General features: G+C 74.3%; 18 protein-coding genes. 10 read left to right on the plus strand and 8 right to left on the minus strand.

Annotated features, from left to right (window positions below):
- The 6 genes from DQE82_RS28120 to DQE82_RS28145 all read left to right on the plus strand — a co-directional run bounded on the left by DQE82_RS28120 (position 1) and on the right by DQE82_RS28145 (position 9,952).
- A complete protein-coding gene (locus DQE82_RS28120; RefSeq protein WP_043328444.1) occupies positions 1–546 on the plus strand; it encodes a TIGR00730 family Rossman fold protein in 546 nt (181 codons plus the stop codon).
- 241 nt (positions 547–787) lie between these two features.
- A complete protein-coding gene (locus DQE82_RS28125; protein ID WP_113974726.1) occupies positions 788–4,363 on the plus strand; it encodes an ATP-dependent DNA helicase in 3,576 nt (1,191 codons plus the stop codon).
- Positions 4,360–7,764 (plus strand): ATP-dependent helicase, encoded by a 3,405-nt coding sequence (locus DQE82_RS28130; protein WP_113974676.1) that lies wholly within the window; start codon positions 4,360–4,362, stop codon positions 7,762–7,764. The genes DQE82_RS28125 and DQE82_RS28130 overlap by 4 nt, the downstream gene beginning before the upstream one ends.
- Before the next feature lie 204 nt (positions 7,765–7,968).
- A complete protein-coding gene (locus DQE82_RS28135) occupies positions 7,969–8,172 on the plus strand; it encodes a cold-shock protein (protein WP_013288421.1) in 204 nt (67 codons plus the stop codon).
- Positions 8,173–8,350: 178 nt separating this feature from the next.
- Positions 8,351–9,604 carry a DEAD/DEAH box helicase gene (locus tag DQE82_RS28140; protein WP_113974677.1) on the plus strand — a complete coding sequence of 418 codons (1,254 nt, stop codon included), beginning with the start codon at positions 8,351–8,353 and terminating at the stop codon, positions 9,602–9,604.
- Between the two features lie 162 nt (positions 9,605–9,766).
- Positions 9,767–9,952, plus strand: coding sequence for a hypothetical protein (locus tag DQE82_RS28145; protein ID WP_043328445.1), 186 nt, complete (start codon positions 9,767–9,769; stop codon positions 9,950–9,952).
- Between the two features lie 150 nt (positions 9,953–10,102).
- On the opposite strand, the gene DQE82_RS28150 is transcribed toward DQE82_RS28145, so the two are convergent.
- From DQE82_RS28150 to DQE82_RS28165, 4 genes are read right to left on the minus strand one after another with little or no spacing between them, the layout of a single operon-like run.
- Positions 10,103–10,546: an Rrf2 family transcriptional regulator gene (locus DQE82_RS28150; protein WP_069087336.1), complete on the minus strand. Its 444-nt coding sequence runs from the start codon at positions 10,544–10,546 to the stop codon at positions 10,103–10,105.
- Between the two features lie 4 nt (positions 10,547–10,550).
- The gene (locus DQE82_RS28155; RefSeq protein WP_030503657.1) at positions 10,551–11,435 is read right to left on the minus strand and encodes an ABC transporter permease; all 885 of its coding nucleotides are present in this window, start codon (positions 11,433–11,435) and stop codon (positions 10,551–10,553) included.
- Positions 11,425–12,204 (minus strand): ABC transporter ATP-binding protein, encoded by a 780-nt coding sequence (locus tag DQE82_RS28160; protein WP_030503658.1) that lies wholly within the window; start codon positions 12,202–12,204, stop codon positions 11,425–11,427. The genes DQE82_RS28155 and DQE82_RS28160 overlap by 11 nt, the downstream gene beginning before the upstream one ends.
- Positions 12,201–13,262, minus strand: a complete 1,062-nt coding sequence (locus DQE82_RS28165) for an ABC transporter substrate-binding protein (protein WP_064447905.1) — start codon at positions 13,260–13,262, stop codon at positions 12,201–12,203. Before DQE82_RS28165 ends, DQE82_RS28160 begins: the two co-directional genes overlap by 4 nt.
- 148 nt (positions 13,263–13,410) lie before the next feature.
- Here DQE82_RS28165 and DQE82_RS28170 point away from each other — a divergent pair, with 148 nt between their 5' ends.
- Genes DQE82_RS28170 through nudC form a run of 3 tightly spaced genes read left to right on the plus strand, consistent with a single transcriptional unit; the run spans position 13,411 to position 17,005 of the window.
- Positions 13,411–14,721 (plus strand): pitrilysin family protein, encoded by a 1,311-nt coding sequence (locus DQE82_RS28170; RefSeq protein WP_064447904.1) that lies wholly within the window; start codon positions 13,411–13,413, stop codon positions 14,719–14,721.
- Complete coding sequence (locus DQE82_RS28175) at positions 14,718–16,061, plus strand: pitrilysin family protein (RefSeq protein WP_043328450.1); 1,344 nt, start codon at positions 14,718–14,720, stop codon at positions 16,059–16,061. The genes DQE82_RS28170 and DQE82_RS28175 overlap by 4 nt, the downstream gene beginning before the upstream one ends.
- Positions 16,058–17,005, plus strand: a complete 948-nt coding sequence (gene nudC / locus DQE82_RS28180; protein WP_064447903.1) for an NAD(+) diphosphatase — start codon at positions 16,058–16,060, stop codon at positions 17,003–17,005. Before DQE82_RS28175 ends, nudC begins: the two co-directional genes overlap by 4 nt.
- 195 nt (positions 17,006–17,200) lie before the next feature.
- Here the strand turns inward: nudC and DQE82_RS28185 are convergent, their stop codons facing one another.
- From DQE82_RS28185 to DQE82_RS28195, 3 genes are all read right to left on the minus strand, one after another.
- Entirely contained in the window at positions 17,201–17,470 is a 270-nt protein-coding gene (locus tag DQE82_RS28185; RefSeq protein WP_064447902.1) for a hypothetical protein, read from the minus strand.
- 197 nt (positions 17,471–17,667) lie between these two features.
- Positions 17,668–17,907, minus strand: a complete 240-nt coding sequence (locus DQE82_RS28190; RefSeq protein ID WP_069087338.1) for a DUF397 domain-containing protein — start codon at positions 17,905–17,907, stop codon at positions 17,668–17,670.
- Between the two features lie 71 nt (positions 17,908–17,978).
- Entirely contained in the window at positions 17,979–18,959 is a 981-nt protein-coding gene (locus DQE82_RS28195) for a helix-turn-helix transcriptional regulator (RefSeq protein ID WP_030503665.1), read from the minus strand.
- A 205-nt stretch (positions 18,960–19,164) separates the two neighbouring features.
- Here DQE82_RS28195 and DQE82_RS28200 point away from each other — a divergent pair, with 205 nt between their 5' ends.
- Positions 19,165–20,418 carry an MFS transporter gene (locus DQE82_RS28200; protein WP_113974678.1) on the plus strand — a complete coding sequence of 418 codons (1,254 nt, stop codon included), beginning with the start codon at positions 19,165–19,167 and terminating at the stop codon, positions 20,416–20,418.
- 57 nt (positions 20,419–20,475) lie between these two features.
- Here the strand turns inward: DQE82_RS28200 and DQE82_RS28205 are convergent, their stop codons facing one another.
- Positions 20,476–20,718 (minus strand): mycoredoxin, encoded by a 243-nt coding sequence (locus DQE82_RS28205; protein WP_043328458.1) that lies wholly within the window; start codon positions 20,716–20,718, stop codon positions 20,476–20,478.
- Positions 20,719–20,749: the final 31 nt, after the last annotated feature.

The following is a 20,749-nucleotide window of genomic DNA, read 5'->3' on the forward strand; positions in this document are numbered from 1 at the left end:
GTGGCGAACGTCTGTGTCTTCTGCGCGTCCTCCCGTACCCTCGACGACCGCTGGCTCGCGCTGGCCACCGAGACCGGCGAGGAACTCGCCCGGCGCGGTCACACGCTGGTCAGCGGCGGCGGCTGCGTCGGCATGATGGGCGCCGTGGTGGAGGGCGCGCGGGCGGCCGGCGGCCGCACCATCGGCGTCATCCCGCAGTCCCTGGTCGACCTGGAGGTCGCCGACCTGGACTCCGACGAGCTGCTGGTGACCGACAGCCTGGCCGACCGCAAGACGCTGATGGACGAGAAGTCCGACGCGTTCGTGGCGCTGCCCGGCGGCCTGGGCACGTTGGACGAGCTGTTCGAGGTGTGGACCACAGCCACCCTGGCCCTGCACGCCAAGCCGATGGTGATCGTGGACGTGGACGGCTTCTACCGGCCGCTGCTCGACTGGATCCGCGGGCTCGGCGAGCAGCGCTTCCTCAAGCCGGCCGCGCTGGACCTGCTGATGGTCGCCGACAGCGTGCCCGCCGCGCTCGACCTGATCGACGCCCGCCTCACCTGACGCGCGCCCGGCCACCCGTGCTTGTTCACCACCGTCTCGGCGTGCTTGATCGACACCACTTCGGGGAGGTGGTGGTGTCCGGGCGCGCGTGATGCGGCCACTTCGCCGAGGTGGCGTGAACGCATGGAGCCGGGCGTGGGGCGGAGCCGGCAATGGTGCGCGCCGCGGGCAAGGTGAGCTGGTGACGGGCGGGACGACTGTCGGTTTCCGGGTGTCGTACCGGCGTGGTGGGATGTCGGTGATGCAGGCGTACCGGTTGGTGCGCCGGCCCGGCGGCGCGGGGGCGGGGGTCACCCACGACGCCGGGGCGGGGCAGGGGGTGGGTCGGTCCGGTGGGCCGGCCGAGGCGGAGCCGCGATCCGGGGGGTCGGCGGGCGATGCCGCGCACCCACAGACCGCCACGCCGCACGACAGCGCTTCGCCGCAGACCGGGACCGGGGTGTCGTCACCGTCGGCCGCTTCGGCGGGGACCGGGGCCGGGGCGGGCACGAACGTCTCGCGCCGGGTCGATCCGGTGCAGGCCGAGGTGGTCGCGCACACCGACGGGCCGATGCTCGTCGTGGGTGGTCCCGGCACCGGCAAGACGTCCACGCTCGTCGAGGCGGTCGCCGCCCGGGTGGCCGAGGGCGTCGACCCGGAGCGGATCCTGGTGCTCACCTTCGGCCGGCGGGGCGCCACCGAGCTGCGCCACCGGATCGAGGCGCGTATCGCCGGGGACGGACACCGCGTGGTCCGCGAGCCGCTGGTGCGCACGTTCCCGGCGTACGCCTTCGGGCTGCTGCGTCGTGCCGCTGCCGAACGCGGCGAGCCCTCGCCCCGGCTGCTCACCGGCCCGGAGCAGGATCTGATCATCCGCGAGCTGCTCGACGTGGTGGGGGAGGAGCCCGGCGACGACCCGGTCGGCTGGCCGGAGGATCTGCGCCCCGCGCTGCGTACCCGGGCGTTCGCCCAGCAGCTGCGCGACCTGCTGATGCGGGCCGCGGAGCGCGGCGTCGGGCCGGTGGAGCTGGCCCGGCTGGGCGAGAAGCTGGGCCGCGCCGACTGGCCGGCCGCCGCGCGTTTCCTGCGCGAGTACGTCGCCGTGCTCGCCCTGCGCGACGTGAGCAACAGGGGCTCGGTCGCGTACGACCCGGCGGAGCTGGTGCGGGCCGCCACCGGCATGCTGCTCGACGATCCCGAGCTGCTCGCCGCCGAGCGCCGCCGCCTGGCCCACGTGTACGTCGACGAGCTGGCCGACACCGACCCGGCGCAGCTCGACCTGCTCGCCGTGGTGGCCGGAGGCGGGCGGTCCCTGGTGGCGTTCGCCGACCCGGACTCGTCCACGTACGCCTTCCGGGGCGCCGACCCGGCCGGCGTCGCCACGTTCCCGCACCGCTTCCGCACCGCCTCCGGCGCGCCGGCGGCCCAGGTCACGCTCACCACCTCCTACCGGGCCGGGCCGGAACTGCTCGCGGCCACCGCCCGGCTGGCCCGGCGGCTGCGCGGCCCGGCGGCGCACCGGCGGCTGCGCCCGCTGCCCGATGCGCCGGCCGGAACGGTGGAGGTACGGACGTTCCGCTCCGCCACCAGCGAGTCGGCCTGGCTGGCGCACGCGTTGCGCGAGGCGCACCTGCTCGACGGCGTGCCGTGGTCCCGGATGGCGGTGCTGGTCCGCTCCACCGGCCGGCAACTGCCGTCGCTGCGGCGCGCGCTGCACACGGCCGGGGTGCCGACCGTCGTGCACGGCGAGGACCTTCCGCTGCACCTCCAGCCGGCGGTCGCCCCGCTGCTGCTCCTGCTGCGCTGTGCGCTCGAACCGGACCGGCTGGACGAGGAGGCCGCTGTCGCGCTGCTGCACTCGCCGCTGGGCGGGGCCGACCCGCTGGCCGAGCGGCGGCTGCGTCAAGGGCTGCGGGCGCTGGCGCTGGCCGGCGGCGACCGCCGTCCCTCCGGCGACCTGCTGGTGGAGGCGCTGCGCGACCCGGCCGAGCTGTCCACCATCGAGCGCCGCTGGGCGGCCCCCGCGCAGGCCGTGGCGCACCTGCTGGAGACCGCCCGGCAGGCCGCCGCCACCCCGGGCGCGACGGTCGAGGACGTGCTCTGGGCGGTGTGGCGGGAGAGCGGGCTGGCCGAACGCTGGGCCGGGGCGATCACCAGGGGGCGGGCGGCCACCGGCGAGCACGAGACCGCCCAGCGGTGGCGGGCCGAGGCCGCCGACCGGGACCTGGACGCCGTACTCGTGCTGTTCGACGCGGCGGCCCGGTTCACCGACCGGCTGCCCGGCGCGCGTACCGAGGTGTTCCTCGACCACGTTCTCGGGCAGGAACTGCCCGCCGACACGCTCGCCGCCGCCGCCGACCGGGGCGACGCGGTACGCCTGCTCACCGCGCACGCCGCGAAGGGCCTGGAATGGGATCTGGTCGCGGTGGCCGGGGTGCAGGAGGGCGTCTGGCCGGACCTGCGCCTGCGCGGCAGCCTGCTCGGCTCGGAGCGCCTGGTCGACGTGCTGGCCGGTCGCGCCGACGGGGCCGGCCTGCGGGCCAGCCTGGTCGGGCAGACGTCGGCGTTGCTGGACGAGGAGCGGCGGCTGTTCCACGTGGCGATCAGCCGGGCGCGGCGGCGGCTGTTGGTCACCGCTGTCGCGTCCGCCGCCGTCGGCGGGGACGACCACGAGGAGCAGCCGAGCCGCTTCCTGCACGAAATCGCAGCCGCCGACCCACCCGCCACCGGCGCAGGCGGCACCGCCCCGACCGGCCAGGTCACGCGCGGGCAAACCGCGGACGGGCCGGTGCCGCACGGGGACGAGCATCCGCAGGACGGGCCGCCCGCCGTACTCCCGGTCACGCTGCCGCCACGCGGTCTCACCCTGTCCGCGCTGGTGGCCGAGCTGCGTACCGCTGTCACCGACCCGGCGGCGCCGATCACCCGGCGGCACGCGGCGGCGGGTGAGCTGGCGCGGCTGGCCGCCGCCGGGGTGCCCGGCGCGCACCCGGACGACTGGTGGGGGCTGCGCGGCCTCTCCGACGACCGGCCGCTGGTCGACGAGGGCGAGCCGGTGCGGGTCACCCCGTCGGCGATGGAGAGCGCGTTGCGGTGCAGCCTGCGCTGGCTGCTGGAACGGCACGGCGGCAGCGGGCCGGCGAGCGCCGCGCAGGGCGTCGGCAACCTGGTGCACGCCGCCGCGATGCTCGCCGAGGACGCCAGCGTCGACCGGGAGGCGTTGCTGGAGTACGTGGCCGCGCGGTTCGACGCGATCGAGCTGGCCGCCCGGTGGATGGCCGGTCCGGAGCGGCAGCGCGCCGAGGCGATGGTGGACAAGCTGCTGCGCTGGCTGGCCGGCAACCCGCGCCGGCTGCTGGCGATCGAGCACGAGTTCGCGGTCCGCCTCGACGATCCGTCCCGCCCGATCGAGCTGACCGGCCGGGTCGACCGGCTGGAGGTCGACGCCGAGGGGCGGCTCGTGGTGATCGACCTGAAGACCGGCAAGTCGACGGCGGTCACCGAGCGGGAGGTGGCCGAGCATCCGCAGCTCGGCGCGTACCAGGCGGCGGTGGAGGCGGGCGGGTTCGCCGAGTTCGGCGAGGAACCGGGCGGGGCCGCGCTGGTGCAGCTCGGCACCGGAGCGCGGGACGCCAAGGAGCAGACCCAGGCCGCGGCCGGGGAGGGGCCGGAGGCCGGGTGGGCCACCGCGCTGGTGCGCCGTACCGCCGACACGATGGCCGCCTCGACGTTCGCCGCGGTGGCCAACTCCAAGTGCCGGGTCTGCCCGGTACGCACCAGCTGCCCGGTCTCCGGCCAGGGCCGCCAGGTGGTCGAGCCGCCCCCGGAGAACTCATGAGCGTTCAGCCGGCGCTGTTCGGCGCCTCCGCCACGCCCACGCCGCGCGCGGCCGACGCCGGGCCCCGCTACACGCCCGTCGAGCTGGCCCGGCTGCTGCGGCTGCCCGCGCCCACCCGGGAACAGGCCGCGATCATCGCCGCGCCGGTGGAACCGCTGCTGGTGGTCGCGGGCGCCGGCTCCGGCAAGACCGAGACGATGGCCGCGCGGGTGGTGTGGCTGGTCGCCAACTCCTACGTACGCCCCGAGCACATCCTCGGCCTCACCTTCACCCGCAAGGCGGCCGGCGAGCTGGCCCACCGGGTCCGCACGCGGCTCGACCAGCTCATCCGGCGGCTCGGCCGGCAGGGGCGGGACCCGCACGACGACCCGCTGGCGGGCGAGCCGACCGTGTCCACGTACCACTCGTACGCCGGGCGGATCGTCACCGAGCACGGGCTGCGCGCCGGGTACGAGCCGACCACCCGGCTGCTCACCGAGGCGTCCCGCTGGCAGCTCGTCGACATGCTGGTGCGCAACTACGACGGGGACATGTCCGAGGTGGACCGGATGCCGTCCACCATCACCGACGCGGTCCTGGCGCTCGCCGGTGAGCTGGACGAGCACCTGGTCGACCCGGACGAGCTGGCCGGCTGGACCGGCCGGTTCTTCGCCGAGGTGCAGTCGCGTCCCGGCCGGGTCTACGCCGACGTGCGCAAGGCGCTCCAGCTCCAGCGGACCCGGCTGAAGCTGCTGCCGCTGGTGCGCGCGTACGCCCGGCGCAAGGACGACTTCGAGGCGATGGACTTCGCCGACCAGCTCGCCCGCGCGGCCCGGGTGGCCCGCGACCACCCCGGCGTCGGCGTGATCGAGCGGGACCGGTTCCGGGTGGTGCTGCTGGACGAGTACCAGGACACCAGCCACGCCCAGGTGGTGCTGCTCAACGCGCTGTTCGGCGGCGGCCACCCGGTCACCGCCGTGGGTGACCCGTGCCAGTCCATCTACGGCTGGCGCGGGGCCAGCGCCGGCACGCTCGACCGGTTCCCGGCCGAGTTCGCCCGTACCGACGGCAGCCCCGCCGACGTGCTCAGCCTGACCACGAGCTGGCGCAACCGTCCGGAGATCCTCGGCGTGGCGAACGCGCTGTCGGTGCCGCTGCGGGCGGCCGGCGCACGGGTGCCGGAGCTGCACGCCGCGCTGAGCGTCCGCGATCCGATCCCGCACCGCACGCCGGGCGGGCAGGCCGCCGGCACCGTGCACTGCGCGCTGCTGGAGACGTACGCCGACGAGGCCGACTGGATCGCGGACAGCGTGCTGGCGGCCTGGCGGGGTGCGGCCGGGATGCCCGGCGCGCTGCCCGAGCACATCCCGGCCGACCGCCGCCCGACCACCGCGGTGCTGGTGCGGCTGCGCAGCCAGATCCCGGCGATCGAGGCGGCGTTGCGCGCTCGTGGACTGCCTGTCGACGTGGTCGGGCTGGGCGGGCTGCTGGACACCCCGGAGGTACGGGACGTGGTGTGCACGCTGCGCGTGCTCGCCGACCCGACCGACGGGGCGGCGTTGCTGCGACTGCTCACCGGCGCGCGCTGGCGGATCGGCCCGCGTGACCTGGTCGCCCTGCACCGCCGCGCTCGCGCGATCGCCCGCAGCCGCCGGGAGCTGACCGGCGACGAGGGCCCGGAGATCACCGTGGACGTGCTGGACGAGGCGACGCTCGTGGAGGCGCTGGCGGACCTGGGGCCGGCGCAGGCGTACTCGGCCGAGGGCTACGCGCGGCTGCGCTCGTACGGGATGGAACTGGCGCTGCTGCGCTACCGCCTGGACCAGTCGCTGCCGGAACTGATCGCGGACATCGAGCGGACCATCGGCCTCGACGTCGAGGTGGCGGTCCGGGCCGGCCGGGACGGCGCGGGCGACGCCGGGCTGGCCCGCGCGCACCTGGACGCGCTCGGCGACGTGGCGGCCCGGTTCAGCGGCGAGACGCCCGGCGCGACGCTCGCCGGTTTCCTCGCCTACCTGGCCGCCGCCGAGGACGAGGAGCGCGGGCTGGCGCCCGGCGAGGTCGAGGTGGTGGCCGGCGCGGTGCAGGTGCTGACCTCGCACGCCGCGAAGGGCCTGGAGTGGGACGTGGTGGCGGTGGCCGGGATGACCCGGGGCGTCTGGCCGGGGCCGGTGCGCAACTCCGACCACTGGCTGGGCGGGCTCGGCGTGCTGCCGTTCCCGCTGCGCGGCGACGCGGACGGACTGCCCGAGCTGGCCCTGCCGGAGGCGGAGGACCAGCGCGGGGTGGCCCGGGCGCTGACCGAGTTCACCGACGACTGGCGGGCGCACGACGAGCGGGAGGAGCGCCGGCTGGCGTACGTGGCGGTGACCCGCCCCCGCCGCCTGCTGCTCTGCTCCGGCTACTGGTGGGGGGAGGGGACCAAACGGTTCCGCGGCCCGTCGGTGTTCCTGCGGGAGGTGCACGACGCCTGCCTGGCCGACCCGGACGGCCATGTGGTCGACGCCTGGACGCCCGAGCCGGCCGGGGACGCGGTGAACCCGACCACCGAGACGGTGCTGCGGGCCGAGTGGCCGGCCGACCCGCTGGGCGCCCGCCGGCCGGCGCTCACCGAGGCGGCGGCGCTGGTCCGCCGGTACCTCGCCGACCCGGAGGTGGCCCGGCGCGAGGCGGCGCTGCTCGCCACCACGGGCGCGGCGGAGGACGCCGAGGTGGCGCGCTGGCGGCGCGAGGCCGAGCTGCTGCTCGCCGAGCGGGCGGAGCTGGCCCGGCAGGCTGAGGCGGCCGAGGTCGAACTGCCGGGCCAGATGTCGGTGACGCAGCTCGTGGCGTTGCGCCGCGACCCGGAGGCGCTGGCCCGTACGCTGCGCCGCCCGATGCCCACCGAACCGACGCCGTACGCCCGGCGCGGCACCGCGTTCCACGCCTGGCTGGAGCAGCGCTTCGGCGCGGACCGGCTGCTCGACGTGGACGAGCTGCCCGGCGCGGCGGACGAGGACGCGGCCCCGGACGAGGCCCTGGTCGAGTTGCAGGAGCGCTTCCTGGCCAGCGAGTGGGCCGACCGGGTGCCGGTGGAGGTGGAGGTGCCGTTCGCCACTGTCGTCGCCGGGGTGGTGATCCGGGGCCGGATGGACGCCGTGTTTGCCCGCCCGGGCGGGCGCTACGACGTGGTCGACTGGAAGACCGGGCGGCAGCCCACCGGCCGGGAGGCCGACGCGGCGGCGGTGCAGTTGGCGGTCTACCGGCTGGCCTGGGCGGAACTGGCCGGGGTGCCGGTGGAGCGGGTCGGCGCGGCGTTCCACTACGTCCGGGACTCGGTGACCGTCCGCCCGGCCGACCTGCTCGACGCGGACGGGCTGGCCGATCTGGTGGCCGCCGTGCCGGAAATCCCGGGGGATCTACCGCAGCGCACGAGTCCGTGATACGTTGTCCGGGTTGCAGTTTTGGTTTCCAGAGACTCTGTGTGCGCCTGGCGGATTGTGGCCCCAGGCGCTCTTTGTTGTGTCCGGAGTTCTCCGGGCGGGGCGACCAGCAGCGACAGGCACGCCGCGTATTCCACGCGCGGGGTGCTCCTCTCCGGCCCGCAACACGTGCGGGCCGACCGTTCCGTCAAGGAGACGAAACACATGGCAATTGGCACCGTCAAGTGGTTCAACGCTGACAAGGGCTTCGGCTTCATCACCCCGGACGACGGCGGCGCCGACGTCTTCGCCCACTTCTCGGCGATCCAGACCTCCGGCTACCGGAGCCTGGACGAGAACCAGCGGGTCGAGTTCGAGGTGACCCAGGGCCAGAAGGGCCCGCAGGCGGAGAACATCCGTCCGCTCTGATCTTCGGATCAACCGGCACCACCACCGCGCCCTCTCGGGCGCGGTGCACGGGCCGGCCCGCCTCTGCCGGGCCGGCCCGTCCCTTTCGGTTCGTGCTTGTGACCACCGGTGACGCCGGTGACGCGCCGCAGCCCGGCGCCCTTCCTCGACACGTGCCGCCTCGAGGAAGGCTTTCCGCATGACCACGACCCTGCCCACGTTCGCCGCCACCGGCCTGGCGCCGGCGCTCGTCTCCGAGCTGACCGCGCAGGGCATCTCCGCGCCGTTCCCGATCCAGGCGGCCACGCTGCCGGACTCGCTGGCCGGCCGCGACGTGCTCGGCCGGGGCCGCACCGGCTCCGGCAAGACGCTCGCGTTCGGGCTGCCGCTGCTGCACCGTACGGCCGGCCGCCGGGCCCGTCCGGGCCGTCCGCTCGCGCTGGTGCTCGTACCCACCCGGGAACTGGCCGCGCAGGTCACCGCCGCGCTCACCCCGTACGCTGCCACGCTCGGGCTGCGCTGCGCCACAGTGGTCGGCGGGCTCTCCCTGACCCGGCAGGCGGCCGCGCTGCGCGCCGGCGCCGAGGTGCTGGTGGCCACGCCGGGCCGGCTGCACGACCTGATCGATCGCGGGGACGCCCGGCTGGACCAGGTGTCCATCACGGTGCTGGACGAGGCCGACCAGATGGCCGACATGGGCTTCCTGCCGCAGGTGACGAAGCTGCTGGAGCAGGTCGCGCCGGGCGGGCAGCGGATGCTCTTCTCGGCCACCCTGGACCGGGGCGTGGACCGGCTGGTCCGCCGATTCCTGGCCGACCCGGTGACGCATTCCGTCGACCCGGGCACCGCCACCGTCACCGCGATGACCCACCACGTGCTGCACCTCGAGGCGGACGACAAGCAGGCCGCGCTGGCCCACATCGCCGCCCGCGAGGGCCGCACCATCGTCTTCATCGCCACCAAGCACCGCGCCGACCGGGTGGCCCGGCAGTTGCTCGCCAAGGGCGTACGCGCCGCGGCGCTGCACGGCGGCAAGTCGCAGCCGCAGCGCACCCGCATCCTGGAGCAGTTCCGCACCGGGCAGGTCACCGCGCTGGTGGCCACCGACGTGGCGGCCCGGGGCATCCACGTCGACGGGCTGGACCTGGTGGTCAACGCCGACCCGCCCGCGGAGGCCAAGGACTACCTGCACCGGGGTGGCCGGACCGCGCGGGCCGGCGAGTCGGGCACCGTGGTCACGCTGGTGCTGCCGGAGCAGCGCCGCGACGTCGCCCGGCTGATGAGCACCGCGGGCATCAACCCCAAGACCACCCGGGTACGCCCCGGCGACAGCGAGCTGAGCCGGCTCACCGGCGCCCGGGAGCCGTCCGGTGTGCCGGTGACCATCGCCGCGCCCGCTGCCGCGCACCCCGCCCCGGCGACCCGTCCTCGCCGGCGTCCGCGCCGCCGCTGACCGCGCCTGACCGGCTCGGCTTCGAGCGGGCCGGCCGACCGTCCCTGAGTCGGGAATCAGTCGACGTTCGGTCGGCTGTCCGACTGTCCGGCCTCGCCGTGGCGGCGATGCTGTCGGGCGGGGACCGGTCGGGGGGTCGGCCGGACGCGGAGGGAGCGGTTCATGGCGGGGGAAGCCGGATCGGGCGGTGCACGGGAAGTGCTGCTGGTGCTCGCGGTGGCGGGGGCCGGCCTGGCGCTCGCCGCGGTGGCCGCGTTCGGGCCCTGGCGGCCCTCCGACGGCGGCTCGCCGGATCGCGGCGCCGCCCGCAGCTTCACGCCCGGAATGAGCGCCCCGCACGCTCAGTAGCCGCGCCGGGCGGATGATGCCCGGAAAGCGATATGACTCTCAGGTATAAATATGCCCGAGAGTCATATCGGCCAGGAGTCATGCCCTCTGTGGCCGACAACCGGCCGGGTCCGCGACCCCGCGCGCCGTCGCCCTGTGACCGGACGCGCGTCAGGGTGCCGTCGCCCGGTCGCTCAGCAGGTCGGCGAGCGTGGTCCGGTCCACGACCAGGGCGATCGCGCCGTCCACCGCCAGCCACACGTCCCGCAGGCCGGTGGCCACGCCGTGGTAGCCGGCCCGGTCGGCGGGGATGCCCCGGACGCTGGTGATCGCGCCACCCACCGCGCGGAGCACGTCGCCCACGCTGATCTCGTCCGGCGGGCGGGTCAGCGCGTACCCGCCCTCGGTGCCGCGATGGCTGTGCAGCAGCCCGGCCCGCCGCAGGTCGAGCAGGATCCCCTGGAGGAAGCTGAGCGGGATGTCCTGGCTCTCGGCCAGGCTCGCCGCCTTGACCAGCTCGCCGCCGCCGGACACCGCGTCGCCGGGGGTACCGGCGGCGTCGGCGACGGCGAGCATGGCCCGGAGCGCGTAGTCGGCGCGCGCGGAGATGTACACGACGTCAGTTGCCGGCCTGGTCCAGCACGCCCCAGCGGCGGCGGATGGCCTTGTCGGCGGCCCCGAACGCGGTGTCCACGAGCAGGCCCACCACCAGGATGACGATCATGATGGCCATCAGGCGTGGCGCCTCGCTCAGCTCGCGTGCGTAGGTGAGCTGCGCGCCGATCGAGGTGCGGGTGGCGATGACCACCAGCAGCTCACCGGCCATCAGGCTGCGCCAGGCGAACGCCCAGCCCTGCTTGAGCCCGGCCACGATGGCCGGTAGCGCGGCCGGCGCGATCACGTACCGGTAGAGGTTGAGCCCCCGGGCGCCGAGGTTGCGGCCGGCGCGGACCAGCAGCGGCGGCACGTAGTCCACGCCGTGGATGACGCCGTTGGCGACCGACGGCGCGGCGCCGAGCACCACCACGAAGAAGATCGCCTGCTCGCTGAGCTGGAACAGCAGGATGGCCAGCGGGAACCAGGCGATCGACGGCATGGTCTGCAACGCGGTGATCATCGAGCCGAGCGCGGCCCGGAGCACCTTGACCCGGGCCACGCCGAGGCCGAGCAGCAGGCCGACCGCGACCGCGGCGGCGAACCCGACCGCCGCCCGCCGGGCCGTGGTGGCGAGGCCCTCCCAGAGCGCCGAGCTGAGCAGGTACTCCCCGAGGTCGCCGAAGACCACGGCCGGGCCGGGCAGCGCCCACGGCTCCTTCCACCCGGACCAGACCACCGCCTGCCAGATCGCCACCGCGAGCGCGAGCGCGGCGAGCTTGGGCCAGGTGGCCGACCACAGGCGGCGTACCCGGGACGGGCCCTTCTCCCGGCCGGCGATCTCCAGCGCGTCGAGCCCGGAGATCTCCGCGTCGGCCCGCGCCGACGCGGACAGGGTGTCACTGGCCATGCCGGCCCACCTCCTTGCGCAGCCGGTCGGTGACCTCGGCGGCGATGGCCGAGACCTCCGGCGAGTCGATCCGCCGGGGGCGCGGCACGGCGACCTCGGTGGAGTAGATGATCCGGCCGGGCCGGCTGGAGAGCAGCACGATGCGGTCGGCGAGCCGGGCCGCCTCGCGGACGTTGTGCGTGACGAACAGGACGGTGAGCTTGCGCTCGGTCCAGATCCGCTCCAGCTCGTCGTGCAGGATGTCGCGGGTCATCGCGTCCAGCGCGCCGAACGGCTCGTCCATCAGCAGCACCGGCGTCTCCAGCGCGAGCGTGCGGGCCAGCGCGACGCGCTGCCGCATGCCGCCGGAGAGCTGGTGCGGGCGCTTGCGGCCGAACTCCGACAGGTGGACCGTGCGCAGCAGCTCGGCCACCCGCTCCTTGCGCTGGTCGCGGGGGAGACCGCGCAGCTTCAGCGGCACCTCGACGTTGCCCTCGACGGTGAGCCAGGGGAAGAGCGCCGGCTCCTGGAACATGAGCCCCGGGTTGACGCCCTCGCCCAGCTCGATGGTGCCGCCGCTGGCCCGGTCCAGGCCGGCGACCAGGTTGAGCAGCGTGCTCTTGCCGCAGCCGGACGCGCCGACCATGCAGACGAACTCGCCGGGCGCGATGTCCAGCGACAGTCCGTCCAGCGCCAGGACGGCCTGGTCGCCCTGGCCGTACACCTTTGTGACGCCGCGCAGCGCGACCGAGCCGGTCGCGCTGCGCGGGGTCGTGGTCGTCGACGTCACGGCTGGCTGACCTCGGCCTTGCCCTGCGCCTTGAGGACCTCGTTGAGGTACTTGAGGTCGTACAGGCCGTTCAGGTCGACCGGCTGGGTCAGCCCGACCGCGACGGCGTGGTCCAGGCCGGTCTTCAGCGAGGCCGGGATCGGGTCGTTTGTGAACTCCAGCGTCGGCCAGGCCTGCTTGATCAGCTTGAGGTCCAGCGGCTTGCCGGTGATCTTGCCGATGTGGTCGGAGATGGCCTGCTGCGCCTCGTCCGGCTTGGTGTTGACGAACTCGTTCGCCGCGACCTGGCCCTCGACCAGCTTCTTCACCACGTCCGGGTGTGCCTTGAGGAACTTGGTGCTGACCAGCAGGTTGGTGATGACGAACTTCTTGTCCGGCCAGAGGTCACGCTCGTCGACGAGCACCTTGCCGCCGGCGTTGACCAGCCGGGAGACGAACGGCTCGGGCACCCATGCGCCGTCGATGGCGCCGCTGCCGAACGTCTCGATCGTCTGCGCGTTCTCCTGCGGCACGATCTTGACGTCGCCGCCGCCCTCCTTGGTGGTCTCCAGGCCCTTCTCCTTGAGCCAGAAGCGCAGCGCCACGTCCTGGGTGTTGCCGAGCTGCGGAGTGGCGATCTTCTTGCCGCGCAGCTGCTCCACCGAGGTGATGCCGGGCTTGACCACGAGCGCGACGCCGCCGGACGCCGCGCCGGAGATGACCCGGACCGCCTCGCCCTTGGACTTGGAGAAGGCGTTCACCGTCGGGTTCGGGCCGATGTACGTGGCGTCGAGCGCGCCGGAGAAGACGGCCTCGATGGCGGCCGGGCCGGCGTTGAAGGTCTTGGTGTCCAGCTCGACGTCGCTGCCGAGTTTCTCCTTGAAGATCCCCTTCTCCACGCCGACCACGGCCGGGGCGTGCGTGATGTTGGGGAAGTAGCCCAGGCGCAGCGTGACCGGGCCGGACCCGCCGGCGGCGTCGCTGTCCTCGCCGCAGGCGGCGGTGGTGCCGAGCGTGGCCGCGCCGACCGCGGCCAGGGTCGCCAGGGTGACCAGGCGGCGCAGGGGAAGCCCTCTCATCGAATGTCCAATCCGCAGTATTCCTATTTAGTTGGTAGGAAGAGTGGGGCAAGTGGCCGTCGGCGTCAAGACCCGTCCCGCAACAGTCCACCGTTCGGCCAGGGCACACCGGCGATAGAGCCGGTACGGAAGCGCTAATGTCGATCTCGTGTCCACGCGGAGAGCGAAGATCCCAGCGACGAAGTACCCGGCCGAACGGTTCACCCTCGACAACGGCCTGCGTGTGGTGCTCACGCCGGACCGCAGCGCCCCGGTCATCGGGGTGGCTGTGGTCTACGACGTCGGCATCCGCTCCGAGCCGGAGGGACGCACCGGCTTCGCCCACCTCTTCGAGCACCTGATGTTCCAGGGGTCGGAGAACCTGGAGAAGCTGGCCCACTTCCGGCACGTCCAGGGCGCCGGCGGGACGTTCAACGGCTCCACCCACCTGGACTACACCGACTACTTCGAGACGCTGCCCGCCAACGCCCTGGAACGCGCGCTGTTCCTGGAGGCCGACCGGATGCGCGGCCCCCGGCTGACCGAGGAGAACCTGCGCAACCAGGTCGACGTGGTCAAGGAGGAGATCCGGGTCAACGTGCTGAACCGGCCGTACGGCGGGTTCCCCTGGCTGACGCTGCCCCCGGTGATGTTCGACACCTTCCCCAACGCGCACGACGGCTACGGCTCCTTCGACGACCTGGAGTCGGCGACGGTGGCCGACGCCGCCGACTTCTTCCGCCGCTACTACGCCAGCGGCAACGCCGTACTGGCGGTCAGCGGCGACATCGACGTGGCCGAGGCGACCACGCTCATCGAACGGCACTTCGGCGACGTCCCGGCCCGTCCCGCCCCGCAGCGGCCCGACTTCGCCGAGCCCGACCTGACCACCGAGCGGCGCAGCACGTACACCGACGCGCTGGCGCCGCTGCCGGCGGTGGCCGGCGCGTGGCGCGTGCCCGACCCGGTCGACGACTTCGCCGGCTACCTGCCCTACGTGGTGCTGGCCGAGGTGCTCACCGACGGCGACGCGTCCCGGCTGGTCGAGCGGCTGGTGCAGCGCGACCGGTCGGTCACCAGCCTCGGCGGGTACGTCGGTTTCATGGGCGACCCGTTCGACGTGCGCGACCCCACCGCGCTGCTGCTCCAGGCGCACCTGCCGCCCGGCGGCGACGTGGACAAGGTGCTGCGCACCATCGACGAGGAACTGGACCGGCTGGCGACCGACGGGCTGACCGACGGAGAGCTGGCGCGCACCCAGGCCCGGATGGCCACCCACCTGCTGCGCGACACCGACGCGGTGCTCGGCCGGGCGCTGCGGATGGCCGTGCTGGAACAGCAGCGCGGCGAGCCGGGCCTGCTCAACGAGCTGCCCCGGCTGGTCGGCGCGGTGACCGAGGACCAGGTCCGCGCCGCCGCCGCCACCCTGCGGCCCGAGCGCCGCGCGTCCGTCGAGGTCGTCGCCGGAGGAGCCCGATGAGCACGAGTACGACCACCGCCACCGCCGTCCGGCCGCTTCCGGCGCTGCGCCCGAACCGTCGCCTCAAGGTGCCCAAGCAGGCCGAGCGCACGCTGCGCAACGGCCTCACCGTGATCGCGGTACGCCGCTCCGCCGTACCGCTGGTCGAGCTGCGACTGTGGATGCCGTTCGGGCGCACGCACCTGGCCCGCGGCGCGATGCTGGCGCAGACCATGCTCGCCGGCACGCAGGCGCACAGCGCCACCGAGATCGCCGCCGAGCTGCAGAAGGTCGGCGGCGGACTGACCGCCGGGCTCGACCCGGACCGGTTGATGCTCTCCGGCGCGGGCCTGGTCACCGGCCTGGACCGGATGCTGGAACTGCTCGCCGAGGTGCTCACCGGCGCCAACTACCCGGCCGACTGGGTGGAGACCGAACGGGACCGGCTGGTCGACCGCATCCAGGTCGCCCAGAGCCAGCCCTCGCACCTGGCCCGAACCGCCCTGCTCAAGCGGGTGTACGGCCGCCACCCGTACGCCGTGCAGACGCCCGACCCGGACCAGGTCCGGGCGGTCCGCCCGGCCGCGTTGCGCCGGCTGCACGCCGAGCGGGTGCACCCGGCCGGGGCGGTGCTCGTGCTCGTCGGCGACGTGGCGCCGGAGCGGGCGCTGGACGCGGCCGAGCAGGCGCTCGCCGGCTGGCGCGGCGACGGCCACGTCGCCGAACTGCCGCCCGCGCCGCCGCTGGAACCCGGGCCGCTGCTGCTCGTCGACCGGCCCGGCTCGGTGCAGTCCTCGGTACGCCTCGCGCTGCCCGCGGTGCCCCGTACCCACCCGGACCACGCCGCGCTGCAACTGGCGAACCTCATCTTCGGTGGCTACTTCTCCTCCCGCTGGGTGGAGAACATCCGCGAGGACAAGGGCTACACGTACGGGCCGCACTCGCTCGTCGAGCACTCGGTGGCCGGTTCGGTGCTCATCGCCGGCGCCGAGGTGGCCACCGAGGTGACAGCGGCGGCGCTGGTGGAGACGAACTACGAGCTGGGCCGACTCGCCACGGTGCCGCCGAAGGCCGACGAGCTGGAGCAGGCCCGCCAGTACGCGCTCGGCACGCTCCAGCTCGGCATGTCGACCCAGGCCGGGCTCGCGTCGCTGACCAGCGCGTACGCCGGCAACGGGCTGCGGCTGGACTTCCTCGCCGAGCACGCAGCCCGGCTCGCCGCCGCGACTGTGGACGACGTGGCCGAGGTGGCCGCCCGCTACCTGGCGCCGGCCCGCGCGGTCACCGTCGTGCTCGGCGACGCCGAACGGGTGGCCGACTCGCTCGCCGCGCTGACACCGGTGCGTACGGAATCCGCGTGAGCGGCGAGCCCGCGCCGCCGCTGGCCCGGTCCACGCTCGACCGGGCCGCCCACCGGCGTACCGACCCGGCCTGGCTGGCCGAGGCGTGGGAGCGGGCGCGGGTGCTGGTGCTCGACTCCGCCGCCGAGGGGCGTGCCCTGGTCCGGGGCGTGGCGAGCCCACCCGAACTGGTCCTGGTCGGCCCCGGCGACCTGCCCGAGGTGCCCCGGTCGGTGCCGATGTTCCTCGGCGTCGAGCCGGACGGCGTGCCGGTCTTCGCGGTCGACGGGCCGCTGCCGGCGCTGCCGGAGACCCGCCCGGCGCACCTGCGCGAGGTCGGCCACCTGATGACCGACCGGGACGCGGGCCTGTTCACCACCGCGCTGGCGCTGCTCAACTGGCACCTGCGGCACGGCTACTCGTCCACGACCGGGAAGGCGACGCAGGCCGACGAGGCCGGCTGGTCACGGATCGACCCGGGCGGCGACCGGGTCTGGCCGCGTACCGACCCGGCCATGATCGTGCTGGTGCACGACGGCATGGACGGCGCGGACGGCCGCTGCCTGCTCGGCAACAACGCGGCCTGGCCGCGCACCCCGGGACAGCGCCGCTACTCATGCCTGGCCGGATACGTCGAGCCCGGCGAGTCGGCCGAGGCCGCCGTGCTCCGCGAGGTCCGCGAGGAGGTAGGCGTCCCGGTCGAGGAGATCGCGTACGTGGGCAGCCAGTCCTGGCCGTTCCCCGGCTCGCTGATGCTCGGCTTCCTGGCCCGCGCCGACGCCGACGCGCCGATCCGGGTCGACCTGGCCGAGATCGCGCACGCGCGCTGGTTCACCCGCCGGGAGATCGGGGCCGCGCTGGCCGGCGAGCCGGTGCCGGTGGGCGGGGGAGACCGGCTGATCCTGCCGCCGCCGTCGTCGATCGCGCTGTTCCTGGTGCACCGCTGGCTCGACGGCCACTGCTGACCCGCCCTGGTTCCGCCCGCCCGCCCGTCGGGTTGGGGCGTTTCGGCTGGCGGGCACAGGGCCGGGCGGGCACGGTCCCGGCCCGGACCGTCGTTGCCGCGACGGTCGCGGGCCGGGAACACGGGCCGTCGTGGCCGGGTGAGGCGATGATCGGCGGGGGAAGCCGGTCCGGCCACGACGGACGTCAGCGTCCGGTCATCCACCGTGCCAGCGGTACGGCTGCCCCGGTGCGGGCTCCTCGATGGGCAGCACCTTGACCCGGTGCCGGCCGGCGCGTACCGCCCCGACGGCGGACAGCGCTCGGGCGAGCAGGAGCGCGGCGTCCCGGTCCTCGGCGTGGACGACCTGGCGGCGGGGTTCCGGCGTGCTCGTCTCGTCCCGCAGGCGGCCCCCACCGGCCCAGGCGGCGGCGATGTCGGCGTCGGCGGCGGTACGGATCTCGGTGCGGACGATCAGGAACCGCATGGTGTCCCCCGGAGAGTGGACGGTTACCCGCTGGAACTTCCACGTCACTCCCGCGTCATGTTACGCCGATGTGTCCTCCCGACAAGTGGAACGCGCCACCTCGACCGATCGGGGGATGCCAGGTCAGCACCGTTGTCGGGGCCGGACACGCGAGGGGGCCGCCGGCGTGACGCCGACGGCCCCGAACGTTCGCCGGATCAGTCCAGATCGAACTGACCGTTCTTCGCTCCGGCGAGGAAGCCGAGCCAGCCGGCCCGGTCGAACAGCAGGACCGGCCCGCTCGGGTCCTTGCTGTCCCGCAGCGCCATGGTCGCCGGCCCGGTGCCGAGCGGCGCGACCTCCACGCAGTTGGAGGTCTGGCTGCGGGTGCTCTTGCGCCAGGCGGCGCCCACGAGCTGTCCCGAGAGGGCGGTCGTGCTGGTACGGATCTTGTTCATGGTGCTTGCTCCTGGTGAGGTGCTCCGATGGGACCGAGCGACGCCGGAGCGCGGACGGTGTCCCTACCGGATCACCGCTCCGTGGTGAGGCGCCCCGAGTCCCGGCGGCGCTGGGTCGGCGCCGTTGCCGGCCCGTACACCGCCGTGGACTCGACTGCCGTGCCGGTCAGCCGTCCTGTCGCCTCGATCAACCAGGAGAGGGTGTCCGATGCGGAGAGTGCCGACGAGCATAGCCACTCGAACACCACTTTATAGCGATTTAGGGTGTTCACCTCGGTCGACATGACGTCGGTGAACCCACCTTCGATGGCCAATGTCTCCGGATCGAGCGGATCGGCGAACCGGTAGACCGAGAACGCGGTCGGCGGAAGGTACCAGTCGCCGACCCGGGTGTCCCGCAACAGCAGCAGCAACGTCACGTTCGGGAGCAGGGCCATCTCGCACAGGTGGACGAGCTGGTCGTGCAGCACCTCCGGCGGGCCGGCCCGCCGGCCGAGGGCGGCCTCCTCCAGCACGGCCGTGTACCGGGGCACGTCGGGGGAGCGGGTCAGCAGCGACTGGCGGGCCTGCCGCGCGCGTACCTCGGTCTCCGGGTCCTCGTGCTCCTGGTCGCCGGCCTGGGCGGCGACCTGCGCGGCCGACATGATCCGGTGCCGGGCGTACCCGGGCGTCTGCAGCAGCCCCGGGACCAGCACCGGGTTGTACTCGGAGATCTCCGCGCAGCCGGCCTCCAGCTCGGCGAAGGCGCGCTGCTGCTGGGTCATCACCGGGAAGTTGCGCAGCCAGCCGCGCATGTCGCCGGCCTCGTGGGTGATGCCGGTCAGTTCCGCGCGCTGCTCCTCGTCGGCGCCGTAGAGCGTCAACAGCACGTCCACGTCGTCCGGGTCGGGCCGGCTGCGGCCGTTCTCCAGGCGGGACAACTTGGATGCGGAGGCCCAGCCGATCCGCTCGATGACCTGGTCACCGGTCAGACCGGCCTGTTCGCGGAGCCGGCGCAGCTCGATGCCGAGTCGACGGCGGCGCAGAATCGGGCCTGGTACGGCAGGAGGCACGGCGTCCTCTTTCCCGTCGACCGTCGCAGGACGCGACGGTAACTGTATGAAATTCGCCCCCCACGGTCAGTATGGACGTCGCGACCGGCGTCGGAGGTTCCGGCACGGGCGTGTCACGAGACAAAAAGAGGACTGTGGAGGGTGTCTTCACCAGCGCCCACCCCCGACGCGCCCCTGGTGGCGCACCCCTGCCGGAGGCAACCCGATGCGCACCGTCCTGCGCCGCCCCGACTTCCGTTTCCTCTTCGCCGCAGTGGTGGCGAGCATGGCGGCGGAGTCGGTGCTGCTGCTCGCCCTGGCCGTCTGGGTCAAGGATCTGACCGGGTCGGACAGCATGGCGGGGGCGACCATCTTCGCGGTCATCGCACCGATGGCCCTCGCCCCGCTCGTCGGCTGGGTGGTCGACCGCTACCGCCGGAAACCCTTCTTCATCGCCGCCAACCTGGTCGCCGCGGCGCTGCTCAGTCCGCTGCTCACGGTCCGGGACCGCTCCGACGTCTGGGTGATCTACGTGGTCGCGGCGTTCTACGGACTGTCGTACATCACCCTCGCCGCCGTGCTCAACGGACTGATCCGGCATCTGGTTCCGGCCGAGTCGCTGGCCGACGCGAACGGACTGCTGCAGACGGTCCGGCAGGGCCTGCGGCTGATCGGGCCGCTCGCCGGGGCGGGCGTCTACGCCGCCGTCGGCGGCTGGCTGCTCGCCGTCCTGGCCATGACCGGATTCCTGGTGGCCGCGGCGGTGGTCGGCCGGCTGCGGGCGCAGGAGCGGGAACCGTCCCGGTCCGGCCGCCGCGGGCCGTCCGAGCTGAGCGCCGGGCTGCGCCACCTGACCGGCGAGCCGGCGCTGCGCCGGGCGCTGCTCGGGTACGGGCTCGGCTCGCTGGTGATGGGCTTCACCGAGTCGCTGATCTTCGCGTACGTCGACCTGGGTCTGCGCCGCGAGGCCGCGTTCGTCGGCGTGCTGGTCATGGTGCAGGGCGTCGGCGGCCTGGTCGGCGGCCTGTTCTCGGCCGCCGTGGTCCGCCGGTACGGCGAAGTCGGGGCGCTGGCCGCCGGGGTGACGTTCTTCGGACCGGCCGCGCTGGCGCTCGCGTACCCCCGGTTGTGGCTCGGGGTGGTGGCGCTGCTGCTGGCCGGCCTGTCGCTACCGCTGACCATGGTGGGGTTGAACACGCTGATCCAGCGGCGGACCCCGCCGCGGCTGCTCGGCCGGGTCACCGCGGCGTCGGAGGCCCTGGTCAGCGGTCCGCAGGCGCTCTCCATCGGCACCGGCGCGCTGCTCGTCGGCGTGTTCGACTACCGGCTGCTGTTCGCAGTGGTCGGGGCGGTCACCACGGCGGCCGGCCTCTACCTGTGGCGGGGCCGCGGGCTGAGCGCGCCGGTCGCCGGGCCGGTGCGGATCCCGGGGCCCCGGAAGCCGGCCGACGACGGCGCGCTCAGTCGGGGCGGCTCCTGAACGACGGCGAGCGGCCGTACCCGGGTCGGGTACGGCCGCTCGCAGTGTCGCGGGAGATCAGCCGGGCAGCGCGGCCAGGTGCTGCTTGACCTGGTTGATCGAGGGGTTGGTCAGGGCGCTGCCGTCGGCGAAGCGCAGCGTCGGGACGGTCTGGTTGCCGCCGTTGACGCTCATCACGAAGTCCGCGGCCGCGGGGTCCTGCTCGATGTCGACCACCTCGTACGCGATGCCCTCCCGGTCGAGCTGCGACTTCAGCCGGTGGCAGTAGCCGCACCACGGGGTGGAATACATCGTCAGCATGGTCTGGTCCTCCAAGGGGTGGCTCGCGCCC

The sequence above is a fragment of the Micromonospora sp. LHW51205 genome (genome assembly GCF_003315815.1).
Taxonomy (GTDB): domain Bacteria; phylum Actinomycetota; class Actinomycetes; order Mycobacteriales; family Micromonosporaceae; genus Micromonospora; species Micromonospora chalcea.

What these genes read in the sequence shown, in the direction of transcription:
- DQE82_RS28185 (WP_064447902.1), bottom strand. Translation starts at nt 17,470, where the DNA reads ATGCGGTTCCTGATCGTCCGCACCGAGATCCGTACCGCCGCCGACGCC.
- DQE82_RS28165 (WP_064447905.1), bottom strand. Translation starts at nt 13,262, where the DNA reads ATGAGAGGGCTTCCCCTGCGCCGCCTGGTCACCCTGGCGACCCTGGCC.
- DQE82_RS28140 (WP_113974677.1), top strand. Translation starts at nt 8,351, where the DNA reads ATGACCACGACCCTGCCCACGTTCGCCGCCACCGGCCTGGCGCCGGCG.
- DQE82_RS28190 (WP_069087338.1), bottom strand. Translation starts at nt 17,907, where the DNA reads ATGAACAAGATCCGTACCAGCACGACCGCCCTCTCGGGACAGCTCGTG.
- DQE82_RS28145 (WP_043328445.1), top strand. Translation starts at nt 9,767, where the DNA reads ATGGCGGGGGAAGCCGGATCGGGCGGTGCACGGGAAGTGCTGCTGGTG.
- DQE82_RS28155 (WP_030503657.1), bottom strand. Translation starts at nt 11,435, where the DNA reads ATGGCCAGTGACACCCTGTCCGCGTCGGCGCGGGCCGACGCGGAGATC.
- DQE82_RS28200 (WP_113974678.1), top strand. Translation starts at nt 19,165, where the DNA reads ATGCGCACCGTCCTGCGCCGCCCCGACTTCCGTTTCCTCTTCGCCGCA.
- DQE82_RS28135 (WP_013288421.1), top strand. Translation starts at nt 7,969, where the DNA reads ATGGCAATTGGCACCGTCAAGTGGTTCAACGCTGACAAGGGCTTCGGC.
- DQE82_RS28130 (WP_113974676.1), top strand. Translation starts at nt 4,360, where the DNA reads ATGAGCGTTCAGCCGGCGCTGTTCGGCGCCTCCGCCACGCCCACGCCG.
- DQE82_RS28125 (WP_113974726.1), top strand. Translation starts at nt 788, where the DNA reads ATGCAGGCGTACCGGTTGGTGCGCCGGCCCGGCGGCGCGGGGGCGGGG.
- DQE82_RS28205 (WP_043328458.1), bottom strand. Translation starts at nt 20,718, where the DNA reads ATGCTGACGATGTATTCCACCCCGTGGTGCGGCTACTGCCACCGGCTG.
- DQE82_RS28175 (WP_043328450.1), top strand. Translation starts at nt 14,718, where the DNA reads ATGAGCACGAGTACGACCACCGCCACCGCCGTCCGGCCGCTTCCGGCG.